Origin of the sequence: Micromonospora sp. CPCC 205554 (assembly GCF_036902745.1) — a bacterium.
Taxonomy (GTDB): domain Bacteria; phylum Actinomycetota; class Actinomycetes; order Mycobacteriales; family Micromonosporaceae; genus Micromonospora; species Micromonospora tulbaghiae.
Map to the genome: position 1 here is coordinate 18,456 of NZ_JBAKHP010000034.1, position 18,761 is coordinate 37,216.

Annotated in this window: 16 protein-coding genes and 1 pseudogene; 8 read left to right on the plus strand and 9 right to left on the minus strand. The window is 70.2% G+C overall.

The genetic code is table 11. The features are described from left to right. Positions 1 to 124 precede the first annotated feature (124 nt). A complete protein-coding gene (locus V6U82_RS27780) occupies positions 125 to 877 on the plus strand; it encodes a rod shape-determining protein (RefSeq protein ID WP_334466378.1) in 753 nt (250 codons plus the stop codon). A gap of 69 nt (positions 878 to 946) precedes the next feature. After that, positions 947 to 1,213, plus strand: a complete 267-nt coding sequence (locus V6U82_RS27785; RefSeq protein ID WP_030274987.1) for a hypothetical protein — start codon at positions 947 to 949, stop codon at positions 1,211 to 1,213. 73 nt (positions 1,214 to 1,286) lie between these two features. Here the strand turns inward: V6U82_RS27785 and V6U82_RS27790 are convergent, their stop codons facing one another. Together V6U82_RS27790 and V6U82_RS27795 are read right to left on the minus strand one after the other, a co-directional pair. Beyond that, complete coding sequence (locus V6U82_RS27790) at positions 1,287 to 1,457, minus strand: TraR/DksA family transcriptional regulator (protein WP_230650302.1); 171 nt, start codon at positions 1,455 to 1,457, stop codon at positions 1,287 to 1,289. Between the two features lie 494 nt (positions 1,458 to 1,951). Beyond that, positions 1,952 to 3,238 (minus strand): NAD(P)/FAD-dependent oxidoreductase, encoded by a 1,287-nt coding sequence (locus tag V6U82_RS27795; protein WP_334466289.1) that lies wholly within the window; start codon positions 3,236 to 3,238, stop codon positions 1,952 to 1,954. 368 nt (positions 3,239 to 3,606) lie between these two features. On the opposite strand from V6U82_RS27795, the pseudogene V6U82_RS27800 reads away from it, so the two are divergent. After that, positions 3,607 to 3,876 (plus strand): annotated as a pseudogene (locus V6U82_RS27800) (transposase family protein); the annotation flags it as partial. 125 nt (positions 3,877 to 4,001) lie between these two features. Here the strand turns inward: V6U82_RS27800 and V6U82_RS27805 are convergent. After that, complete coding sequence (locus tag V6U82_RS27805; RefSeq protein WP_247301876.1) at positions 4,002 to 4,280, minus strand: nucleotidyltransferase family protein; 279 nt, start codon at positions 4,278 to 4,280, stop codon at positions 4,002 to 4,004. A gap of 230 nt (positions 4,281 to 4,510) precedes the next feature. On the opposite strand from V6U82_RS27805, the gene V6U82_RS27810 reads away from it, so the two are divergent. From V6U82_RS27810 to V6U82_RS27825, 4 genes are all read left to right on the plus strand, one after another. Next, entirely contained in the window at positions 4,511 to 5,521 is a 1,011-nt protein-coding gene (locus V6U82_RS27810) for a mechanosensitive ion channel family protein (protein ID WP_030274996.1), read from the plus strand. Between the two features lie 93 nt (positions 5,522 to 5,614). Then, positions 5,615 to 6,985, plus strand: coding sequence for a cytochrome ubiquinol oxidase subunit I (locus V6U82_RS27815; RefSeq protein ID WP_091331579.1), 1,371 nt, complete (start codon positions 5,615 to 5,617; stop codon positions 6,983 to 6,985). Further along, positions 6,982 to 8,001 carry a cytochrome d ubiquinol oxidase subunit II gene (locus V6U82_RS27820; RefSeq protein ID WP_030275000.1) on the plus strand — a complete coding sequence of 340 codons (1,020 nt, stop codon included), beginning with the start codon at positions 6,982 to 6,984 and terminating at the stop codon, positions 7,999 to 8,001. The genes V6U82_RS27815 and V6U82_RS27820 overlap by 4 nt, the downstream gene beginning before the upstream one ends. After that, positions 7,998 to 8,768, plus strand: coding sequence for a hypothetical protein (locus tag V6U82_RS27825; protein ID WP_030275002.1), 771 nt, complete (start codon positions 7,998 to 8,000; stop codon positions 8,766 to 8,768). The genes V6U82_RS27820 and V6U82_RS27825 overlap by 4 nt, the downstream gene beginning before the upstream one ends. A gap of 345 nt (positions 8,769 to 9,113) precedes the next feature. Here V6U82_RS27825 and V6U82_RS27830 read toward each other — a convergent pair whose 3' ends face one another. Continuing rightward, positions 9,114 to 11,591, minus strand: a complete 2,478-nt coding sequence (locus V6U82_RS27830) for an ATP-dependent Clp protease ATP-binding subunit (protein ID WP_334466307.1) — start codon at positions 11,589 to 11,591, stop codon at positions 9,114 to 9,116. A gap of 601 nt (positions 11,592 to 12,192) precedes the next feature. Here V6U82_RS27830 and V6U82_RS27835 point away from each other — a divergent pair. Then, a complete protein-coding gene (locus V6U82_RS27835) occupies positions 12,193 to 12,933 on the plus strand; it encodes a DUF1345 domain-containing protein (RefSeq protein ID WP_334466309.1) in 741 nt (246 codons plus the stop codon). A gap of 124 nt (positions 12,934 to 13,057) precedes the next feature. Here V6U82_RS27835 and V6U82_RS27840 read toward each other — a convergent pair whose 3' ends face one another. The 5 genes from V6U82_RS27840 to V6U82_RS27860 form a co-directional block, all read right to left on the minus strand. Beyond that, positions 13,058 to 13,318 carry a hypothetical protein gene (locus V6U82_RS27840; protein WP_030275063.1) on the minus strand — a complete coding sequence of 87 codons (261 nt, stop codon included), beginning with the start codon at positions 13,316 to 13,318 and terminating at the stop codon, positions 13,058 to 13,060. A gap of 5 nt (positions 13,319 to 13,323) precedes the next feature. Continuing rightward, a complete protein-coding gene (locus V6U82_RS27845) occupies positions 13,324 to 13,512 on the minus strand; it encodes a Fe-Mn family superoxide dismutase (RefSeq protein ID WP_082931188.1) in 189 nt (62 codons plus the stop codon). A gap of 223 nt (positions 13,513 to 13,735) precedes the next feature. Further along, positions 13,736 to 14,515 carry a precorrin-6A synthase (deacetylating) gene (cobF, locus tag V6U82_RS27850; RefSeq protein ID WP_030275065.1) on the minus strand — a complete coding sequence of 260 codons (780 nt, stop codon included), beginning with the start codon at positions 14,513 to 14,515 and terminating at the stop codon, positions 13,736 to 13,738. Then, positions 14,512 to 18,111 (minus strand): cobaltochelatase subunit CobN, encoded by a 3,600-nt coding sequence (cobN, locus tag V6U82_RS27855; RefSeq protein ID WP_334466319.1) that lies wholly within the window; start codon positions 18,109 to 18,111, stop codon positions 14,512 to 14,514. The genes cobF and cobN overlap by 4 nt, the downstream gene beginning before the upstream one ends. Further along, the gene (locus V6U82_RS27860) at positions 18,108 to 18,752 is read right to left on the minus strand and encodes a (2Fe-2S) ferredoxin domain-containing protein (RefSeq protein ID WP_334466322.1); all 645 of its coding nucleotides are present in this window, start codon (positions 18,750 to 18,752) and stop codon (positions 18,108 to 18,110) included. Before V6U82_RS27860 ends, cobN begins: the two co-directional genes overlap by 4 nt. Positions 18,753 to 18,761: the final 9 nt, after the last annotated feature.

Genomic DNA, 18,761 nt, shown 5'->3' on the forward strand with positions numbered 1-18,761 from the left:
CTGGGAGCACCATGCCACCCTTCATTCATGACTTTCGCTTCTGCATGCCCATTGACCTGCCGGCGACGTCGCTTCCCTTCGTTAGCCCTCGACACCTGGTCCCCGACGTACCCGGGTGGACGACATGCTGACCGCCGGCGCCTACGCTCGTCCGGGCGTACAGTCGTGCCTTGCCCTTGACCTCGGAACGTCCACCGTCCGGCTGTGGACGCCGCAGGCTGGAACGGTGATCACTGAACCGACGGTGCTCTGCCGCCCCAGCACCGACCGGCACGTGGCCGGACGAGCCGCGCTGACCGCTCAGACCCGCGGTGTGACCGCCACGTGGCCGGTGCGCAACGGCGTGGTAAGCGACTTCTTCGCCTGCGTGCACCTGCTCCGGTTGCTGACCGCCGATCTCCGCCTACCTTCCGACACCGCCTATCCCGTACTGGTCGGTGTGCCGGCGACCGCGACCCTGCGCCAGCGCAACGTGCTTGTCGCCGCGGTCCGCCGTGCCGTCGGTGGACGGGTCAATGCAGTGGAGGAGCCACTCGCGGCTGCTCTGGCCTGCCGTCCTGACCCGGGCGGTGACGTGGTCGTGGTGGACATCGGATCCGGACGTACCGAAGTGGCACGCATCTGTGACCGCAGCATCGTCGCGGCGGAGCGTGTCGATGACGCCGGATCCGTCGACCGGATCCCGGCGATCGCCGACTGTGTGCGCCGTCTCGACCGTCTGCGGGGTGGTCAGCGGCGGCTGCTGCTCACCGGTGGTGGTGCGACCGCCGCCGGAGCCGCCGCGAGGTTGGCCGCGCTGACCGGCCGCTCCATCACGATGCCCGCCGAACCGCCGCTGGCCACGCTCACCGGCCTGCGCCGGCTACTCACGAGCTGACGTGGGCCGGTCCCGCATCCGTATCCACTTCCCGGCCGCGGTTGCGGTCGTCTTCTTCCGGAGTTTGTCATGGACGTCGAATTCACACCGCTGCCGGGCATCGGAGAGTGCCACGCATTCACCACCGTCACCGGTCATCGGGTCGGCGTTGTCACCCACTACGCCGGCGGTCGACGCGAGCTGATCCACGGCGTCAGCGACGATCCCGATGCCACCTGCAGCCTGACCCTCTCGCGTAGCGAGGCGATCGCGTTGGCGGGACTGCTGGGCATCCTGGACGTCATCGACGTGGATGTCACAACCACTCGGCAGCCCCGCCATCCGGCTGCCGGGTGACGGGGCTGAGTGCTGCCATGATCAGCGGCCGCGCCGGCGACGAGGCCGGCGCGGCCGTTGCCGCGGCATTCCGTCAGCCCTTGTGTTTCTGCTGGAAGGGGACGCAGAACCGGGTATGCGGTAGCACTTCGAGCCGTTCGGCGGGGATGAGGCCGCCGCATTTTTCGCAGCGGCCGTAGCTGCCCTCGGCGATGCGTCGCAGCGCACCGGTGATCTGTTCGAGGTTGTGCCGGGTGGCCGTCACCAGTGCCGCCCGGTTGTGTGCTTCGCCGGGGTCGCCGGTGTCGGCCGAGATCTCCGTCAGTTCCTTGAGCCGGTCGTCTGGGCGGCGAAGTCCTCGCTCAGCGACGCACGGAGGCCGGCGAGCCAGCCCTGATCGGATACTTCGATGTCGACGCTCATGTACCGCTTTTTGGTCGGGAGGCCGAAAGTGCTTCGGGAAGCAAGAGGGCGGAAGCTCGAACGGCTTCGCCCTGGCGATCGGTGGGTGTCGTGAACTACCTCGCTCGCCGTGGGTCTCGACCCGACGGCTGCGGGCTGCGTTGCCCAGTCGCCGTCCTGCTCGAGGAGCAACCGTCGGAAACTGCGGCGATCGGCCGCGGGGCCGTGAGATGGACAGCTTTGAACGCCGCCAACGCAGTGACGGTGTGCGAGCGAGAGCTCGCCACCAGCATCGGACCACCTTGAATTGATCGTTCCGGACGTTCGGCAGGGGCTTCGGCAGCGCTGACGCACCCGCTAGCGCAGCGGGTCGAACGGCGCCAGCTCCGCGGGCACCTCACCCTTGAGCACCGCTTGGGCCACCAACTGTCCGGTGATCGGCCCCAGGACGATGCCCCACATGCCATGGCCACCGGCGACGAACACCCGCGGCGCGGCGGTCGCGCCGATCAACGGCAGGCCGTCAGGAGTGCACGGCCGGGAACCGACCCACTCGTCGCGACGGTCATCAAGGTTCACCCCGTTGAGCAACGGCCGCACCGCGTCGACGACGGCGGTGATGCGTCGCGGGTCCAACTCGTCGGCGGGCCGGCGGAACTCCATCATCCCGGCTACCCGCAACCGGCTGCCCAACGGAGTACAGGCGACCCGCTGCGCCGGGAAGTACAGCGGGCCGGCGGGCATCCGTTCGACAGGCACGCTGAAGCTGTAGCCGCGCCCGGCCTGCACCGGGCGACGTACGCCGAAGCGTGCCGCCAGCTCACCGAAGGCCGCTCCGGTGGCGATGACCACAGCGTCATGGCGGCGCTGCTGCCCGAATGGGCCGGTGACGCGGACGTCCGTGGTTGCCGGCTGCAGACCGGTCACCTCGCTGTTGTCGAGGATGCGGCCGCCGCGGGCCCGGACCGCATCCGCCAGCGACGGGATGAACTCGGAAGGGTTCAGGTACCGCTGCCCGAAAATCTGGACGGCGGCACCGACCCGGTCGCTCAGAACGGGCTCCATCGATCGGACCACCTGTCCGGTCACCGGGCGGAAGGTGACGCCCTGACCGGCGTCGCCCATCTGTTCCAGCTCGTCCAGCAGCCCACGGCTGTCACGCTCGCGGGCGAAGCAGGCCAGGAAGGGTTCCGCCGGCGTCGTCACGGCGCTCACACCGCCGGCAGCGAGGGCATCGAAGGCATCCAGGCAGCGCTCGTTGAGGGGGACGTAGGCGGCCATGCCCCGTCGCCACCGCCGGGCGGTGCTGTAGAACACGAACGACAGCAGGAAACGCCACAGGTCACGGTCGGCCCGCAGCGGCAGGTACACCGGGGATCGGGCGCTGAGCACCGCGCGTAGACCGTAACGCAGCACCGCAGGTTCCGGCAGTGGGGCGGTCAGCCCCGGGGTCAGCCAGCCGGCGTTGCCCCACGACGAGCCGGCGCCAGCGTGATGACGCTCGTAGACCGTCACCCGTGCGCCGGCTTCCTGCAGGAACCAGGCCGTGGACAAGCCGACCATGCCCGCTCCGATCACCGCGACGTCACACGGTGAGCCGCGCACGAACGCGGGAGTGCCTGTCACGCCGAGCTCGTCAGACATACCACTCCTCTGCTGCGCTGTGCCGTCTCGACAGCCGTTGGGTAGCTGGGCGCGCCATCCGGGCCTGCTTTCCGGCCATGATCGCCTGGTCACCGCATACCGGGCCAGGGCTGTGGCCGGTCAGCTGATGCGTCACACCTTGCCGACGCTCGGAAACCATCAGGCGACGGCAGCGCGACGGCAATCTCGCCCAGCCCGGGCCCGTTGTCGCTGACCTGGCAGGTCAGCACGTCGTGGTGCTGCCACAGACGCACCTCGCCGCCGCCCCCGCCCAGACCACGCACTCCATCAACATTGGTCGATAGCTGCGGGCCTGGTCGAACAAGCGGCCGTCACCGGCGAATCATCGGGGTTAGGAGTTCTAAAAGCTGGCCGGCCGACCGGTCATGGCAGACGGCGCCTACCGCGGCAATCCTGAGGTAATCATCCCGTACCGCAAGCCCGCTGACGGCAGTGATCTGCCCGAGTGGAAGGCGGACCTGAACAAGCAGGATCGCTCGGTCCGAGCGCAGGTCGAACACGCCCTGGCCCGCATGAAATGCTTCAAGATCCTGCGCGACTACCGCCGCGCCGCCCACACATTGGCCGACACCGCATCCGGCATCGCCCACCTCCACAACATCATCCTGGCCGGCTGATCCAGGAACCGTTGCGCGGCAACGCCATCACCGAGTTACGAGACATCCTTAGACGCACTCACATGTCGCAACGGGGCACCCTGCGATTAGCAGGTCGACTCGGGCAGCGGGCTTCGAGCGCCGGGTCACATCACGACGCGGACACCAGGCCAGCGTTCGGTGGGGCGGTGGCGGGCGAGTCGCCGCCGGGAGATCTCCGCGCTGGCCCTGGCCGGGTTGCGCCGCCACACCCCATCGAGCAGATCGTCGGGGCCGTGGGGCGCGCATACCGTGATCTGGTCATGCGCGTCGAGGCGTACGGCCACGGCGGTGGCGTACTCGGGCCAGGTGGCAATGGCATCGGCGACGGTCCGCAACGGCGCCACCGGACCTCCGCCGAACTTGGCCGGGTACCAGGTGTGCACCGCGGCCTGGTTTTTGCCTCCCACGGCGGATTCGGCTAGCGCGGATGATCACGGGCGACCTCCTCGCCACCCGAGCCCCGGGCGGCGGCGCCGCGTGCCGCGGCCGCCGGGGGACTTCGGCCGGTCGCGATGTACGCCCGGCGATCGGCCGTCTCGTGACACGCTGCCGTGGGGACGACCCGGACGGGAGCGGAAGTAATGACCATTGGTATCGCGGTGAACGGCAGCTGATGGGCCGAGCGGTGATCATGCTGGCCGCGGTGGCGGCGGCCGTGCTGGTGGACGTGCTCAGCGGCGTACTCGTCAACCGGATCGCCCATGGTCGCTACAAATGGCTGCTGGCGCCGCTGCGCCAGGCCTGCCGCCGCCCGACGACCGCCGTTCTGCTACTCGCTGGCCTCTACGCCGCGCTGCCGGGAGGGCCGGGCCGGTGGCTGCGCGAGGGCCGGCACGCCATCCTGTTGCTGCTGATCGGCAGCGTCGCCTTGCTGGTGGTCAGGGCGCTGCACGTCGCCGAGATCGTGGCGTTCAGCCGGCTGCCGGCCGGGGTGATGGCCGACCGTCGGATCCGCCGCACCCGCACCCAGATCCGGCCGGTGCGACGGTTGACCTCGACGGCGGTCACGATCGTCGCGATCGGTCTGATCATGACCACCTTCGAGCCGATACGCCTGTTCGGCATCTCGGTGCTCACCTCGGCCGGTGTGATCGGCGCCGTGATCGGCCTGTCCGCCCGGACCGCGCTGGGCAACGCCTTCGCCGGCATCCAGGTCGCCTTCGCGGACGGCCTCTACATCGGTGACGTGCTCGTCATCGACGGCGAGTGGGGTCGCGTCGAGGAGGTGAAACTGACTAACGTGGTGATCCGGCTCTGGGACGACCGCCGGCTCATCCTGCCCACGACCTACTTCACCGAGCGCCCGTTCCAGAACTGGACGCGACACGAGACCCGGGTGGTCGGCAAGGTCCAGATCCACGTCGACCACACCGCCAACCTGGACGACCTGCGCGTCGAGGCGCAGCGCCTGATCGAGGCGTCGCCGCTGTGGGACCGGCATCAGTGGGTGCTTCAGATGGTCGATGCCAACCCGCAGACCGTCGTCATCCAGATCCAGGCGTCCGCCGCCGACGGGCCGAGCGCCTGGGACCTCCGCTGCGACCTGCGCGAGGCGATGGTTCGCTACCTGCGGGAGAAGCACCCGCAGTGGCTGCCCCGCACCCGCAGCGAGTACAAGCCCTGATTCCGCGCCCGGGATGCGGCATTCGCGTTGCCGACCAGCAGCCGGGCCGTTAGACCACCATAGGGCTGACACGCAACGAAGGTGGGGAACCCGATGCTGGTTGACCTGCTCGCCCAGGACGCCGCCCCGGGAGACCTCATGGCGGCGCGGGTGCAGATGGCCCTGTCCCTGGGCTGGCACATCGTGATCGCCTCGTTCGGCGTCGGCATGCCGGCGGTCACCGTCTTCGCCGAGTGGCGCGGTCTGCGCACCGGGGACCCGACCTTCACCCGGCTGGCGCACCGCTGGGCCAAGGCGATGGGCGTGCTGTTCGCGGTCGGCGCGGTGTCGGGGACCATCCTGTCGTTCGAGATGGGGCTGCTCTGGCCCGGCCTGATGGGCCGCTTCGGCGACGTGATCGGCCTGCCGTTCGCGATGGAGGGCATCGCGTTCTTCGTCGAGGCCATCTTCGTCGGGATCTACCTGTACGCCTGGGACCGGGTGCCACCCCGGGTGCACCTGCTCTCCGGACTGCCGGTCTGTGTCGCGGGCGTGGCGTCCGCGTTCTTCGTGGTGTCGGCAAACGCCTGGATGAACCAGCCCCGCGGCTTCGACCTGGTCTCCGGCGAGGTCACCGACGTCAGGCCGTGGCAGGCGATGTTCAACCCGGCGACGCCGCCGCAGACCCTGCACATGATCGTCGCGGCGTTCATGGTGACCGGCTTCGGCATCGCCAGCGTCTACGCGGTGGCCCTGCTGCGCGGCCGCCGGGACCGCTACCACCGGCTCGGCTTCGCCATCCCGTTCACCGTCGCTGCGGTGCTCTCCCCGGTGCAGGTCGTGGTCGGCGACTGGGCGGCGCACTTCGTCGCGGAGTACCAGCCCACCAAGCTCGCCGCGATGGAGGGGCTGGCCCGCACCGAGGCCGGCGCGCCGCTCTCGCTCGGCGGCGTCTACGTCGACGGGGAACTGCGGTACGCAGTCGAGGTGCCCAACGCCCTGTCGCTGCTGGCCAGGTGGGATCCGGACGCCGTGGTCATGGGCCTGGACCAGGTGCCCGACGATCAGGAGCCACCGGTGACGGTGGTCAAGTGGGCGTTCCAGCTGATGGTGGCCATCGGCTTCGGGCTGGTAGCGCTTTCCGCCTGGTGGGCGCTTGCGTGGTGGCGGCGTCGGGGTCCGCCGCGCTCGCCGTGGTTCCTGCGGGCCGCCGCCCTGTCCGGGGTCGCCGCCGCCGTCGCGGTCGAGGCCGGCTGGGTCGTCACCGAGGTCGGGCGGCAACCCTGGATCGTGTACGGCGTGCTGCGCACCGCCGAGGCGGTAAATCCGGCGCCGGGCCTGGCCACCGGCCTGGCCCTGGTCGCCGCCGTCTACGCGGTGCTCACCGTCGCCACCGTCGCGGTTCTGTGGCGGATGGCCTGCCACCGCGACGAGCCGGTCGCTCCGCAGGAGGGCGTACCCGAACCGGTGGACAGCGGCCGATGACCGTCGTCGACGTCCTGCTCGGGGTGCTGCTGGCCGGTCTGACGCTCTACACCCTGCTCGCCGGCGCGGACTTCGGCGCCGGGATCTGGGACCTCCTCGCCGGCGGGGCGCGCCGCGGCGCAGCCCGCCGGGAACTGATCGCGCACTCGATCGGCCCGGTGTGGGAGGCCAACCACGTCTGGCTGATCCTGGTGATCACCCTGTTCTGGACCACCTTTCCGCCCGCGTTCGCCGCGTTCGCCTCCACCCTTTACATCCCGCTGACCCTGGCCGCGCTGGGCATCATCGGTCGTGGCGCGGCCTTCGCCTTCCGCAAGGCCAGTCACACCCTCACCGAGCAACGCCTCTACGGCGCCACCTTCGCGCTCTCCTCGGTGGCCACCCCGTTCTTCCTCGGCTCGATCGTCGGCGCAGTCGCCTCCGGTCGCGTCCCACCCGGCATCGCCGAGGGTGACATCTGGCGCAGCTGGCTCAATCCCACCTCCATCTACGGCGGACTGCTCGCGATCGGCGTGTGCGCGTACCTCGCCGCGGTCTACCTCATCCACGACGCGCGCCGCGCCGGTGCCGCCGACCTGGTGGCCCAGTTCCGCCGCCGCGCCCTGGTCACCGGCATAGTGGTGGGCGTCGGCGCGGCGGCCGGGCTGGCCGTCGTCGCCGCCGACGCGCCGGACCTTTTCGCCGATCTTCGGGGCCGGGCGCTCGCCTTGGTGCTGCTCTCGTTCGCCGCGGGGCTCGGGTCGCTGGTGCTGATCGCCACCGGCCGCTACCGGGCGGTGCGGGTGACCGCGGCCCTCGCGGTCGCGGCCGTCCTCTGGGCCTGGGGCGCCGCCCAGTACCCAGACCTGCTGCCGCCCGACCTGACCGTCACCGAGGCGGCCGGTGATCCCACCGTGCTCGCCACGGTGCTCGCCGTCCTCGCGGTCGGAGCGCTGCTGCTGGCGCCCTCCCTGCTCTGGCTGTTCGGCATCTTCCAGCGCTCCAAGCCGGCCGCCGGCAACCCACCGCCCCGGTGACGCTCACCCGGGCGGGCAGCCTGTGGGCGGCGCTGGCGGCGGCGGTGGCGCTGGGAGCCCTGCACCTTCTCGCGCCGGCCATCCGCCGGAGACTGCCGGTGCCCACCCACGCGGCGACGTCCCTCGGTGGCGGCATCGCCGCCGCGTACGTGTTCCTCTACCTGCTGCCGCGCCTCGCGGAGGGCAACCAGGCGGTGGCCCACGTCCTGGAGGAGGAGATCAGGCCCACCCCGGCCCGCGGATTCGTGCTGTTCCTCGTCGCGCTGGTCGGCTTCTTCACGTTCTACGCCCTGGAACGTGTCACCCACCGCTCGCAGCAGCGCCGGCAAGAGCCCACCCGGCTGGTCTTCGGGTTCCAGCTCGGCTTCTTCGCCCTGTACAGCGGCCTGATCACGTACACCCTGGCGACTAAGCTGGACGCGGGGCTCGGGCCGGCGGTGCTGTTCGCCGTCGCCATGGGGCTGCACGTGCTGGCCACCGACGGCGTCCTGGCCGAGCACTTCCCGGTCAGCCTCACCACCGGGTGGCGCCTCGTCCTGGTCGCCGGCGCCGCCGGCGGCTGGGTGACCGCGGTCGCCGTCCAGCCCACCGGCGTGCTGATGAACGTGCTCACCGCCTTCCTGGGTGGCGGGATCCTGCTCAACATTTTCGTCGACGAACTGGCCCCCGAAAGGCACTCCAGCTTCACCTGGTTCACCATCGGCCTGGCCGCCTACTCCGGCCTGCTCGCCTTCGCGACCTTCACCACCGACGTCGGCGCTGCCTGAGGACGATCACCGGCCGCCTCCAGACGGCCAGCCGGTGATGGCGGCCGGTTGTCAGCGACTGACCGTCACGTCGACCGGTCCGGCGCTCACGGTGCCGTCATTCAGTGGGGTGCAGCGGATGCCGCCCGTGCGGCGCAGCGCCTTCTACGCATTGGGGGCCGATGGCGACGTCCTTCAGGCACAGGGGGTTGGCCGGGCGGTTGTCCCGCAGGCTGACCGGCCTGCGCCGGCGTCGTCGTCAAGCCCTCCCAGCACGGCCGCGGTTTGGATGATCTGCTGCAACAACTCGCCGGGGTGGAGCCCCCGGGACACACCGCGACGGCTCGCCGAGCTGCTCGTCGGGTGTCACGTGCCAGCCGGTACGGCGGCGGGCCGGACCGAGAGGTCGAGCTCGCCGCCGACGACATTGACATCGATGGTGTCGCCCGGATTCGCCCCGTCCTCGAGCAGCAGGGTCGACAGCCGGTCTTCCAACTCGCGCTGGATGCTGCGCCGCAGTGGCCGCGCCCCGTACTCGGGCTGGTAGCCCCGGTTGGCCAGCCACTGCGTGGCGTCCGGGCTGATCTCGAGGTTGATGTTCTGTGCGTGCAACCGACGGCGGGTGCGGTCCAGCAGCAGGCCGGTGATCTCAAGGAGCTGGTCCCGGTCCAGGCCGGTGAAGACGATGATCTCGTCGATCCGGTTGAGGAATTCCGGCCGGAACCGCTGCCCCAGCAGCCCCATCAGTTCCTCGCGCTGGTCGTTGACCGGACGCCCTGCCGCCTGCGCGGCCAGAATGCGGTCCGCGCCGATGTTGCTCGTCATGATCAGGATGGTGTTGCTGAAATCGACCGTGCGACCCTGCGCGTCGGTGAGGCGACCGTCGTCGAGCACCTGCAGCAGCGCGTTGAACACATCCGCATGCGCCTTCTCCACCTCGTCGAAGAGCAGCACCGAATACGGCCGACGCCGGACCGCCTCGGTGAGCTGACCGGCCTCCTCGTACCCGACGTAGCCCGGGGGCGCTCCGACCAGCCGGCTGACCGTGTGCTGCTCCTGGAACTCGCTCATGTCGAAGCGGATCATGCTGGACTCGTCGCCGAAGAGCGCCGCGGCGAGGGCTCTGGCCAGTTCAGTCTTGCCGACGCCGGTGGGTCCGAGGAAGAGGAACGACCCGTCGGGTCGCTGGGGGTCACTCAGCCCGGAACGCGATCGGCGTACGGCGGCCGCCACAGCCCGTACGGCCTCGTGCTGGCCGACCACGCGCTCGTGCAGTTGCTCCTCGATGCGCCTCAGCCTCTGCTTCTCCACCTCCGTGAGCTGGGTGACGGGAACACCGGTACGGCGGCTGACCACCTCGGCGATGTCGCTCATATGCACCTCGGGCACCGGAGGCATGCCCTCCTGCGCCGCCGCCAGATCCCGCTCTGCCGCACCGATCTCGGCTTTCAGCGCACCCGCGCGTTGATAATCCTCGTTCGCCACCGCGCTGTCCTTCTCCCGGCGCAGCTGGGACAGCCGCCTTTCGATCTCCTTCTTGTCCGGAGCCGGGGTGCGGGAACGAAGCCGGACCCGGGCCCCCGCCTGGTCGAGCAGGTCGATGGCCTTGTCCGGCAGAAACCGGTCGGTGATGTAACGGTGGGACAGTTCAGCCGCGGCGTCCAGCGCTTCGTCCGTGTAGCGCACCTGATGGTGCGCCTCGTACCGGTCACGTATGCCCTTGAGGATCGCGACGGTGTCCTCCACGCTCGGCTCCGACACCAGGATCGGCTGGAACCGGCGCTCCAGCGCAGGATCCTTCTCGATGTAGCGACGGTACTCGTTCAGTGTCGTCGCACCGACCACGTGCAGTTCGCCGCGGGCCAGGGCGGGCTTGAGCATGTTGCCGGCATCCATCGCCCCCTCGCCACCGCCGCCCGCGCCGACAACGGTGTGCAGTTCGTCGATGAAGAGGATCAGCCCGTCCTCGCCCGATGTCACCTCCTGGATCACGTTCTTCAGGCGCTCTTCGAACTCACCGCGGTACTTGGTGCCCGCCACCATCCCGGACAGGTCGAGTGCGACCACACGCCGGTTGGCCAGGGTTTCGGGCACCTCGTCGTTGACGATGCGCTGCGCGATGCCCTCGACGATCGCCGTCTTGCCGACGCCCGGCTCGCCGGTGAGCACCGGATTGTTCTTCGTACGCCGGGAGAGCACTTCGATCGTGTCGTCGATCTCGTCATCACGGCCGACGACCGGATCGAGCCGACCGGCCCGGGCGTCCTCGGTGAGGTCCCGCCCGTACTGGTCAAGGGTGGGGGTGCTGCTGGCCCCGCGCCCGTCGGCACCGCCCGCCGGCGGCGTGGGCCCGGTGACGGCCCCACCGAGCGCCCGCAACGCCCGGCCCGCGGTCGTCTCCGGGTTCGCGGCGATGCCGAGCAGGAGGTGTTCGGGGCCGATGTACGTCGCGCCGGACCGTCGCGACTCGCGGTGCGCGTCGAGCAGGGCGCGCTTCGCCGCCGGCGCGAGCGGAGGCGTGTCCTCGCGTGGCCTGCCCTTGGGGACGGCCGACTCTATCTGGCGGGCCAGGTCGTCGGGGTCGGCGCCGCTCGCGCCGAGCATCCGGCGGGTGGGGTCGGCCTGGGCTGCGGCCCACAGCAGGTGCTCGACATTGAGGTACGGGCTGCCCCACTCCGTAGCCTGCTCGGCTGCCCGTTGCAGCAGTTGCCGCGACTCGGTGGAGAGCAGCCGGGACAGGTCGACCCGCTCCACCGGACGTCCCGCGAACGGGTCTCCGCCGAAGAACCGACTGATCAAGTCGTCCAAGGAGCCGCCAGGGATGCGGAACGCGTCGAGCGACATCTCATACCCTTTCTGCCGGTGAGGTGGGTCCTCGGCACAGGCCCACCTGAACGCTACGCACCTTTCGCCCACAGAGTTGGCCTTTATGGGTTTCTGGGGAGGCCAGGGTTTGTACTCGCTGCGGGTGCAGGGCAGCCACTGAGGGTGGTTGTCGCGGAGGTCGCACCGGAGCGTCCCAGGCGCTGGGCCCCGTCGGCGCCTGCGGCCTGCCCACCATCGGATCGGCGCCTTGACCGGCAGGCCGGGAGGCGCGGGACCCCGGTACCCGCGGACCCTGCGGTCTGCCCTCACGAGCGCTGCGTTGTTACCGGTGGACTTGACCCAGGCGTCCGGCAGGCGTCCGAGTTTGGCCATCGGCGGGGGACCGAATTGCGCTCAGTGTTCCGACAGCACCACGCTCTCCGCCGTCTTGCGCCCCAGACATCTCCGCCGAGTTCGGGCGGCGAAGGCGTGATCGAAAGGCGGCGGTGTACTTGCGGTCGCGGATGAGGAACCCTCCCCGCAGCACACCGGCCACCCCGCCCCACCCTCGATGCGGCCCGATCCGGTGATGGCTCCGGGTTTCCGCTGGCCGGCCCGGTTGATCCGGAACGCTGAACGGGTGGAGCAGCGATCGGGACGTGCGCCGGGACGCCTGCTGTCCGTCAGGCGTGCGCTGTGGTCGTTGGCCGCCGGTGTCGTCGCCGGCACGGCCACCGCGCTCGTCGGGGCGCCGGAGCTGACGCCGCTGGTGGTCTGGACGATCGCGGCGGGCACGATCCTCGTTTGGGTGTGGCGGGCCTGCTGGTCGGCGAGCCCGAAGCGTACCGAGCAGCTTGCCGAGGCGGAGCAGCACTCCCGTTCCACCGACTCGGCGATCCTGATCGCGTCCGTTGCCAGTCTCGCCGCCGTGGCCGAGGCGCTCGTGCGCGCCTCGAACCAGCATGACGCAGTGGCAGTCACGCTGGTGATCCTCAGCGTCATCGCGGTGGTCCTGGCGTGGGCGCTGGTGAACACGGTCTTCGCGTTGAAGTACGCCCGGCTGTGCTACCGCGACGACGGCGGTGGCATCGACTTCAAGCGGGAAGATCCACCGGCGTACGCCGACTTCGCGTACATCGCCTTCACGGTCGGCATGTCCTATGCCCCGGGCGAGAACGAACCGACGAGTAACCACATGCGCCGGATCGCGCTCGGGCACGCACTGCTCTCGTACACCTTCGGAACCGGCATCCTGGCCGTCGCCGTCAACCTGGTCACCAACCTTGGTCAGTCAGGACCCACGAGCGTTAGAAGCAGGACTGTCTCGCTACAGATCTTGAAAGGCCAGGTTTGTCCGCTGTGGCTCGGTGTGTCGGCGTGAGCTTCGCCGATGATCGTTGTATGAACCGCCCCGGGTTTGATAGCCGCATCGGGCCTGCCCGAGCTCGGCGGTGACGCTGCGGTTGCCCGCTGGGTTCCGCCTCCGGGCGGAACCCAGCGGACCGTCATGCCGGTTGGGACTGGACGGTGTTGGCCAAGAGTAAGGACAGCTCCCGGACCAGGTCGTCCATCGACTGGCGGCTCTGCGCCTTGACCAGGCCCAGAGCGAGATCGGCCAGGAGGTAGAAGCCGAGGGTGCGGGACTGCTCGGAGCCGAACGCCGACATCAGTTCCTCCGCGCCCGCGAGGTCACCGCGATGCTTGGCCGCGATGACCCCGGCGGCGCGTTGGACGATCTCGGCCGCCTCGGGGGTGTACCCGGTCATCCCGATCAGATCTTCGGGGTGGCGGCGCGGGCGGCGTCGAAGCGGGAGATGACGTCGGTCCAGTTGACCAGGTTCCACAGCCGGTCCACGTAGTCCGGGCGGACGTTGCGGTACTGCAGGTAGTAGGCGTGCTCCCAGGCGTCGAACACCAGGATCGGGGTTGAGCCCTGCCCGACGTTGGCTGGCGCAACCAATTAGACGCGCCCGTACTGAAACGGTCGCCGACATCCGATCATCAACGGATCACTACGCGATCTACTTACTCCGCGTGGAGCACGGCCGCTACAACGGCGATTGTAGTGAAGGAAGGCTCGGCGCAAGGCGTTAGAGCGGCACGCACAGTAACGGGTTGCGGCCAACGATCGCAGGAGTGCGTTCACGGCTGGGTGATCATCGGTGGGTCAAAGGATGTGATTCTCAGGATCGCCGCTCGAGGCTGCCGGCCCGGCGCAACAAATACGTGTCCATGACCCAGCCGCGGCTCTGTTTCGCCGCCGTCCGCCGGGACCAGATTCGGTCGGCGACCTCGTCAAGGTTGCCGGCCACCAGTTGCTCGTCGGACGAGCCGAGGTTCGCGCCCCACCAGATCCGCCAGGCCGACAGTTCGGGGAGCTGGCGACAGGTCAATGCCCCGTCGAGCAGGACGACGAGGTTGTCGTGCGTCGCCGCGTCGTGGAGCAGGCGGCGGCCGGTCGTGATGGTGATCGGGCCGCCGATTGTGTTGAGGACGAGCCGGTGGTGTGCCGCCAGCAGTTGGATGCTGCTGAGGCCGGGTACGACGTCCACGGTGATGTCGACCCGTGCGCGTTCGGCGATGCGGTCGGCCACACGGATCGCCGAGTCGTACAGGGCCGGATCGCCCCAGACGAGCACTGCGGCGTCTCCCGGGTTGTCCAGCAATGCCTGCTCGAACGCCTCGGCCCGTGCCTCGTGCCAGTCGCGTACCGCGCCGGTGTAGTCGGCCGGGCCGGCACGGTCGCGTTCCGGGTCGGGTACGTGCACGAGCCGCCAGGCGCCGGTGACGTGCCGGGCGCAGATCGCCTCGCGCATCGCGATGAGGTCGGCCGTGCCCGGGTGCTGTCCGGTCTTGTCGGCGACGAGGAAGTAGTCGGCCTCGTTGAGTGCCCGGACGGCCTGGGCCGTGACCAGTTCGGGGTCGCCCGGGCCGAGGCCGACCAGGGTGAGGCGCCGTGTCACGCCTGATCCTCCAGGTCTCCCTCGACCTCGAGGTACACGCGGGCCATCTCCGCCATGACCTCGGCGTCCGGTTCGGCCCACAGTCCACGGTCGGCGGCCTCGTTCAGCCGTTCCACGATGCCGCGCAGTGCCCAGGGGTTCGCGCGGCGCATGAACTGCTGGTTCGTCTCGTCGAGGACGTATTCGCGGGCCAGTGACTCGTACATCCAGTCGTGGACGACACCGGCGGTGGCGTCGAAGCCGTAGAGGTAGTCCACGGTGGCGGCGAGCTCGAACGCTCCCTTGTAGCCGTGGCGCTGCATCGCCGCGATCCAGCGCGGGTTGACCACCCGCGAGCGGAAGACGCGGTTGGTCTCTTCCTGCAGGCTGCGGGTGCGTACGGCGTCGGGCGTGGTGGAGTCACCGACGTACGCCCTGGGTTCGGCGCCGGTCAGCGCGCGGACCGTGGCGATCATGCCGCCGTGGTATTGGAAGTAGTCGTCGGAGTCGGCGATGTCGTGCTCGCGGGAGTCGATGTTCTTCGCGGCGACGGCGATGCGCCGGTAGTTGGTTCGCATGTCGTCGGTTGCCGCGATGCCGTCGAGGCCGCGGCCGTAGGCGAAGCCGCCCCAGGCGGTGTAGACGGCGGCCAGGTCGGCGTCGTCGCGCCAGGTGCCGGACTCGACGACCTGGAGGATGCCGGCGCCGTACGATCCGGGCTTCGAACCGAAGATCCGCGTGGTGGCCCGCCGCTGGTCGCCGTGCTCGGCGAGGTCGTGGCGGGTGTGTGCCCGCACGTAGTTGCGCTCATCGGGTTCGTCGAGCCCGGCGACGAGCTGCACGGCGTCGTCGAGGAGTTCGATGACGTGCGGGAAGGCGTCGCGGAAGAATCCCGAGATGCGCACGGTCACGTCGATGCGGGGCCGGCCGAGTTCGTCGAGGCCGATGACCTCCAGGCCGTTGACCCGGCGTGAGGCCGTGTCCCAGATGGGGCGTACGCCCAGCAGCGCCAGCACCTCGGCGATGTCATCGCCGGAGGTGCGCATCGCGGAGGTGCCCCACACGGAGAGGCCGACCGATCGGGGGTGCTCGCCGGTTTCGGCGAGGTGCCGGGCGACGAGGGACTCGGCCATCGCCTGTCCCGTTTCCCAGGCCAGACGGGACGGAACGGCCCGCGGGTCGACGGTGTAGAAGTTACGGCCGGTCGGCAGGACGTTGACCAGTCCGCGCAGCGGGGAGCCGGAGGGCCCGGCCGGGACGAAACCGCCGTCGAGCGCGTGCAGGACGTTGGTCAGTTCGTCGGTGGTGGCGGCCAGCCGCGGCACGACCTGCTCGGCGGCGAAGCGCAGGACGTCGCGTACCACCGGGTCGTCGTGCAGCGCGTCGATCGCGTCAGCCTGCCAGCCGGCCTTCTCCATCGCCTCGATCAGGGCACGGGCCTGCGCCTCCACGGCGTCGACGTCGGCCGCCGGGGCGTCCTCGGCAAGACCCAGCGCGGCGCGCAGGCCGGGCAGTGCCCGGTTCTGTCCGCCCCAGACCTGTGTCGCGCGGAGCACGGCGAGCACCAGGTTGACGCGTGCCTGTCCGGTCGGTGCCTGGCCGAGCACGTGCAATCCGTCGCGGATCTGTACGTCCTTGATCTCGCACAGCCAGCCGTCGACGTGCAGCAGGAAGTCGTCGAACTCCTCGTCGCCGGGCCGTTCGTCCAGGCCGAGGTCGCGATGCATCTGTGCGGACTGCATCAGCGTCCAGATCTGCTGGCGGACCGCGGGAAGCTTCGCCGGGTCCATCGCGGCGATGTTGGCGTGCTCGTCGAGCAGTTGCTCCAGCTTGGCGATGTCGCCGTAGCTTTCAGCGCGTGCCATCGGCGGCACCAGGTGGTCGACGATGGTGGCGTGCGCGCGGCGCTTGGCTTGGGCACCCTCGCCAGGATCGTTGACCAGGAACGGATAGATCAACGGCATGCTGCCGATCGCCGCGTCCGTGGCGCAGGCGGCTGAGAGCGCGGCGTTCTTCCCCGGCAGCCACTCCATCGAGCCGTGTTTGCCGAGGTGCACCACCGCGTCGGCGCCGAAGCCGTGTTCGAGCCAGCGGTACGCGGCCAGGTAGTGGTGCGACGGAGGCATGGCCGGGTCGTGGTAGATCGCGACCGGGTTCTCGCCGAAGCCACGCGGGGGCTGGATGAGGATGACGACGTTACCGGCGCGCAGTGTGGCCAGCACGATGTCGCCGTCGTCGTCGACGAAAAGCGAGCCGGGAGCCTCGCCCCAGGTCTCGGCCATGGCGTCGCGTAGCGCGGCGGGCAATCCGGCAGTCCAGCGCCGGTAGTCGTCCCGGCTGATACGCACGTGCGACTCGCTGAGCTGAGCCTGCGTGAGCCACTCCTCGTCCTGCCCACCGGCGGCGATCAAAGCGTGGATGAGCGCGTTGCCGGCCGTCGTGTCGGCATCCTCTCCCTCGACCGGGAACAGCGGGTCGAGCCCGGGAATTGCGCCGGGTGCGCCGAGGTCGTAGCCGGCATCTCGCATCGCGCGCAGCAATCGGATCGCCGACACGGGCGTATCGAGGCCGACGGCGTTGCCGATGCGGCTGTGCTTGGTCGGGTAGGCCGACAGAACGAGGGCCACCTTGCGCTCGGCGGGCGGGACGTACCGCAGTCGGGCGTGGTTGACGGCGACGCCCGCGACGCGGGTGCATCGCTCAGGGTCGGTCACGTAGCGGGGCAGGCCGTCGGCGTCGACCTCCTTGAATGAGAACGGGACGGTGATCAGGCGACCGTCGAACTCGGGGATGGCGATCTGGGTCGCGGAGTCGAGCGGGGTGACGCCTTCGTCGGACGCCTCCCACTCGGCTCTGCTGGACGTGAGCGCCAGAGCCTGCAGCACGGGGATGTCGAGGGCGCGCAGCCGTTCGACGTCCCAGGACTCGTCGTCGCCGCCGGCGCTCGCGGCGGCGGGCCGGGCGCCGCCGGCGGCCAGGACCGTGACGACGATCGCATCCAGGGTGGCGAGTTCGGCGTACAACTCCTCGGGCGCCGCCCGCAGTGACGAGACGTAGATCGGTACGCCGGTGGCCACGCCGGTGGTGTCGATGGCATCGGCGAGTTCGTGGGCGAACGCGTTGTTGCCGCTCACCTCGTGGGCCCGGTAGTACAGGACTCCGACGCGGGGCCGGGCGTCCGGGGCCGGCTGCCGGCTGACTCCCCACTCGGGCAGCACCGCCGGCGGTTCGAAGCCTTCGCCGGTCAGCAGCACGGTGTCGGACAGGAAGGCGTGCAGTTGGCGCAGGTTCTCCGCGCCGCCCTCGGCGAGGTAGCGGTGCGCCTCGGCGCAGACACCGATCGGGACGGTCGACAGCCCCATCAACGCGGCGTTCGGCGTCCGTTCCCCACCGAGCACGACCAGGGGACGGCCGGTGCCGCGGATCAGCGCGGCGAGGTCGCGTACGTCCTCGGGCGAGCCGAGCACCCGCAGAACGACCAGGTCGGCCTCGCTGGTCAGGGTGTCGCGGCGCTCGCCGGTGAGCCGGGCAGGGTTGGCCCAGGACCAGTCCGCGTTGCTGGCCCGCGCCGAGAGCAGGTCGGTGTCCGAGGTGGACAGCAGGGCGATGCGTGTCATGTTTCTCCTTCGGTGACACGGGAGCCGAGGCGCAGGTCGCCGACCGGACGGCCGGCGCGTAGGTGCTCGCCGACGAGGCGTGCCGCGTCGCCGGGTCGCACCGGCCCGTACCAGGTGCCGTCGGGGTGCACGACGGCGACTGGTCCGTGGTTGCACGGGAACAGGCAGCCGGTCTGGGCCATGAGGACGTCGGCGTCGGTGAGCTGCTGCTCGACGAACGCGCCCACGATCGCGCGATAGGTCTCGTCCGCGCCGCGGGCACTGCAGCGTGGGCCGCGGCACAGCAGTAGATGATGGCGGTACGGCGGCGTGGTCTCCCAGGCCGGTGAGGTGAGTGGCGCCTCGTGCCCGGTGATCGCGCGCTCGCCGAACCGGATGACCGGCGGGTCGATCTGCTGACGGTGCCAGTGGCCGGCCACGCGTCCCACCCACGAACGGGCGAAAGTCAGGTCGTCGGTGCTCACCGGTTCCAGGCGAACCTCCCGAACGCCCTCGGCGTGCAGCAGGTCGAGCACATGGGTCAGCGTGGGCTCGCCGGCTTGCAGGAAGGCCAGTCGGGCGCCGGCTGCCTCGGCCTGCCCGCGTAGCACCGGCGACGCGGCGTCCGTCAGTGCGGTCGCGACGTGAACGAGGACGCTCACGGGGTCAGG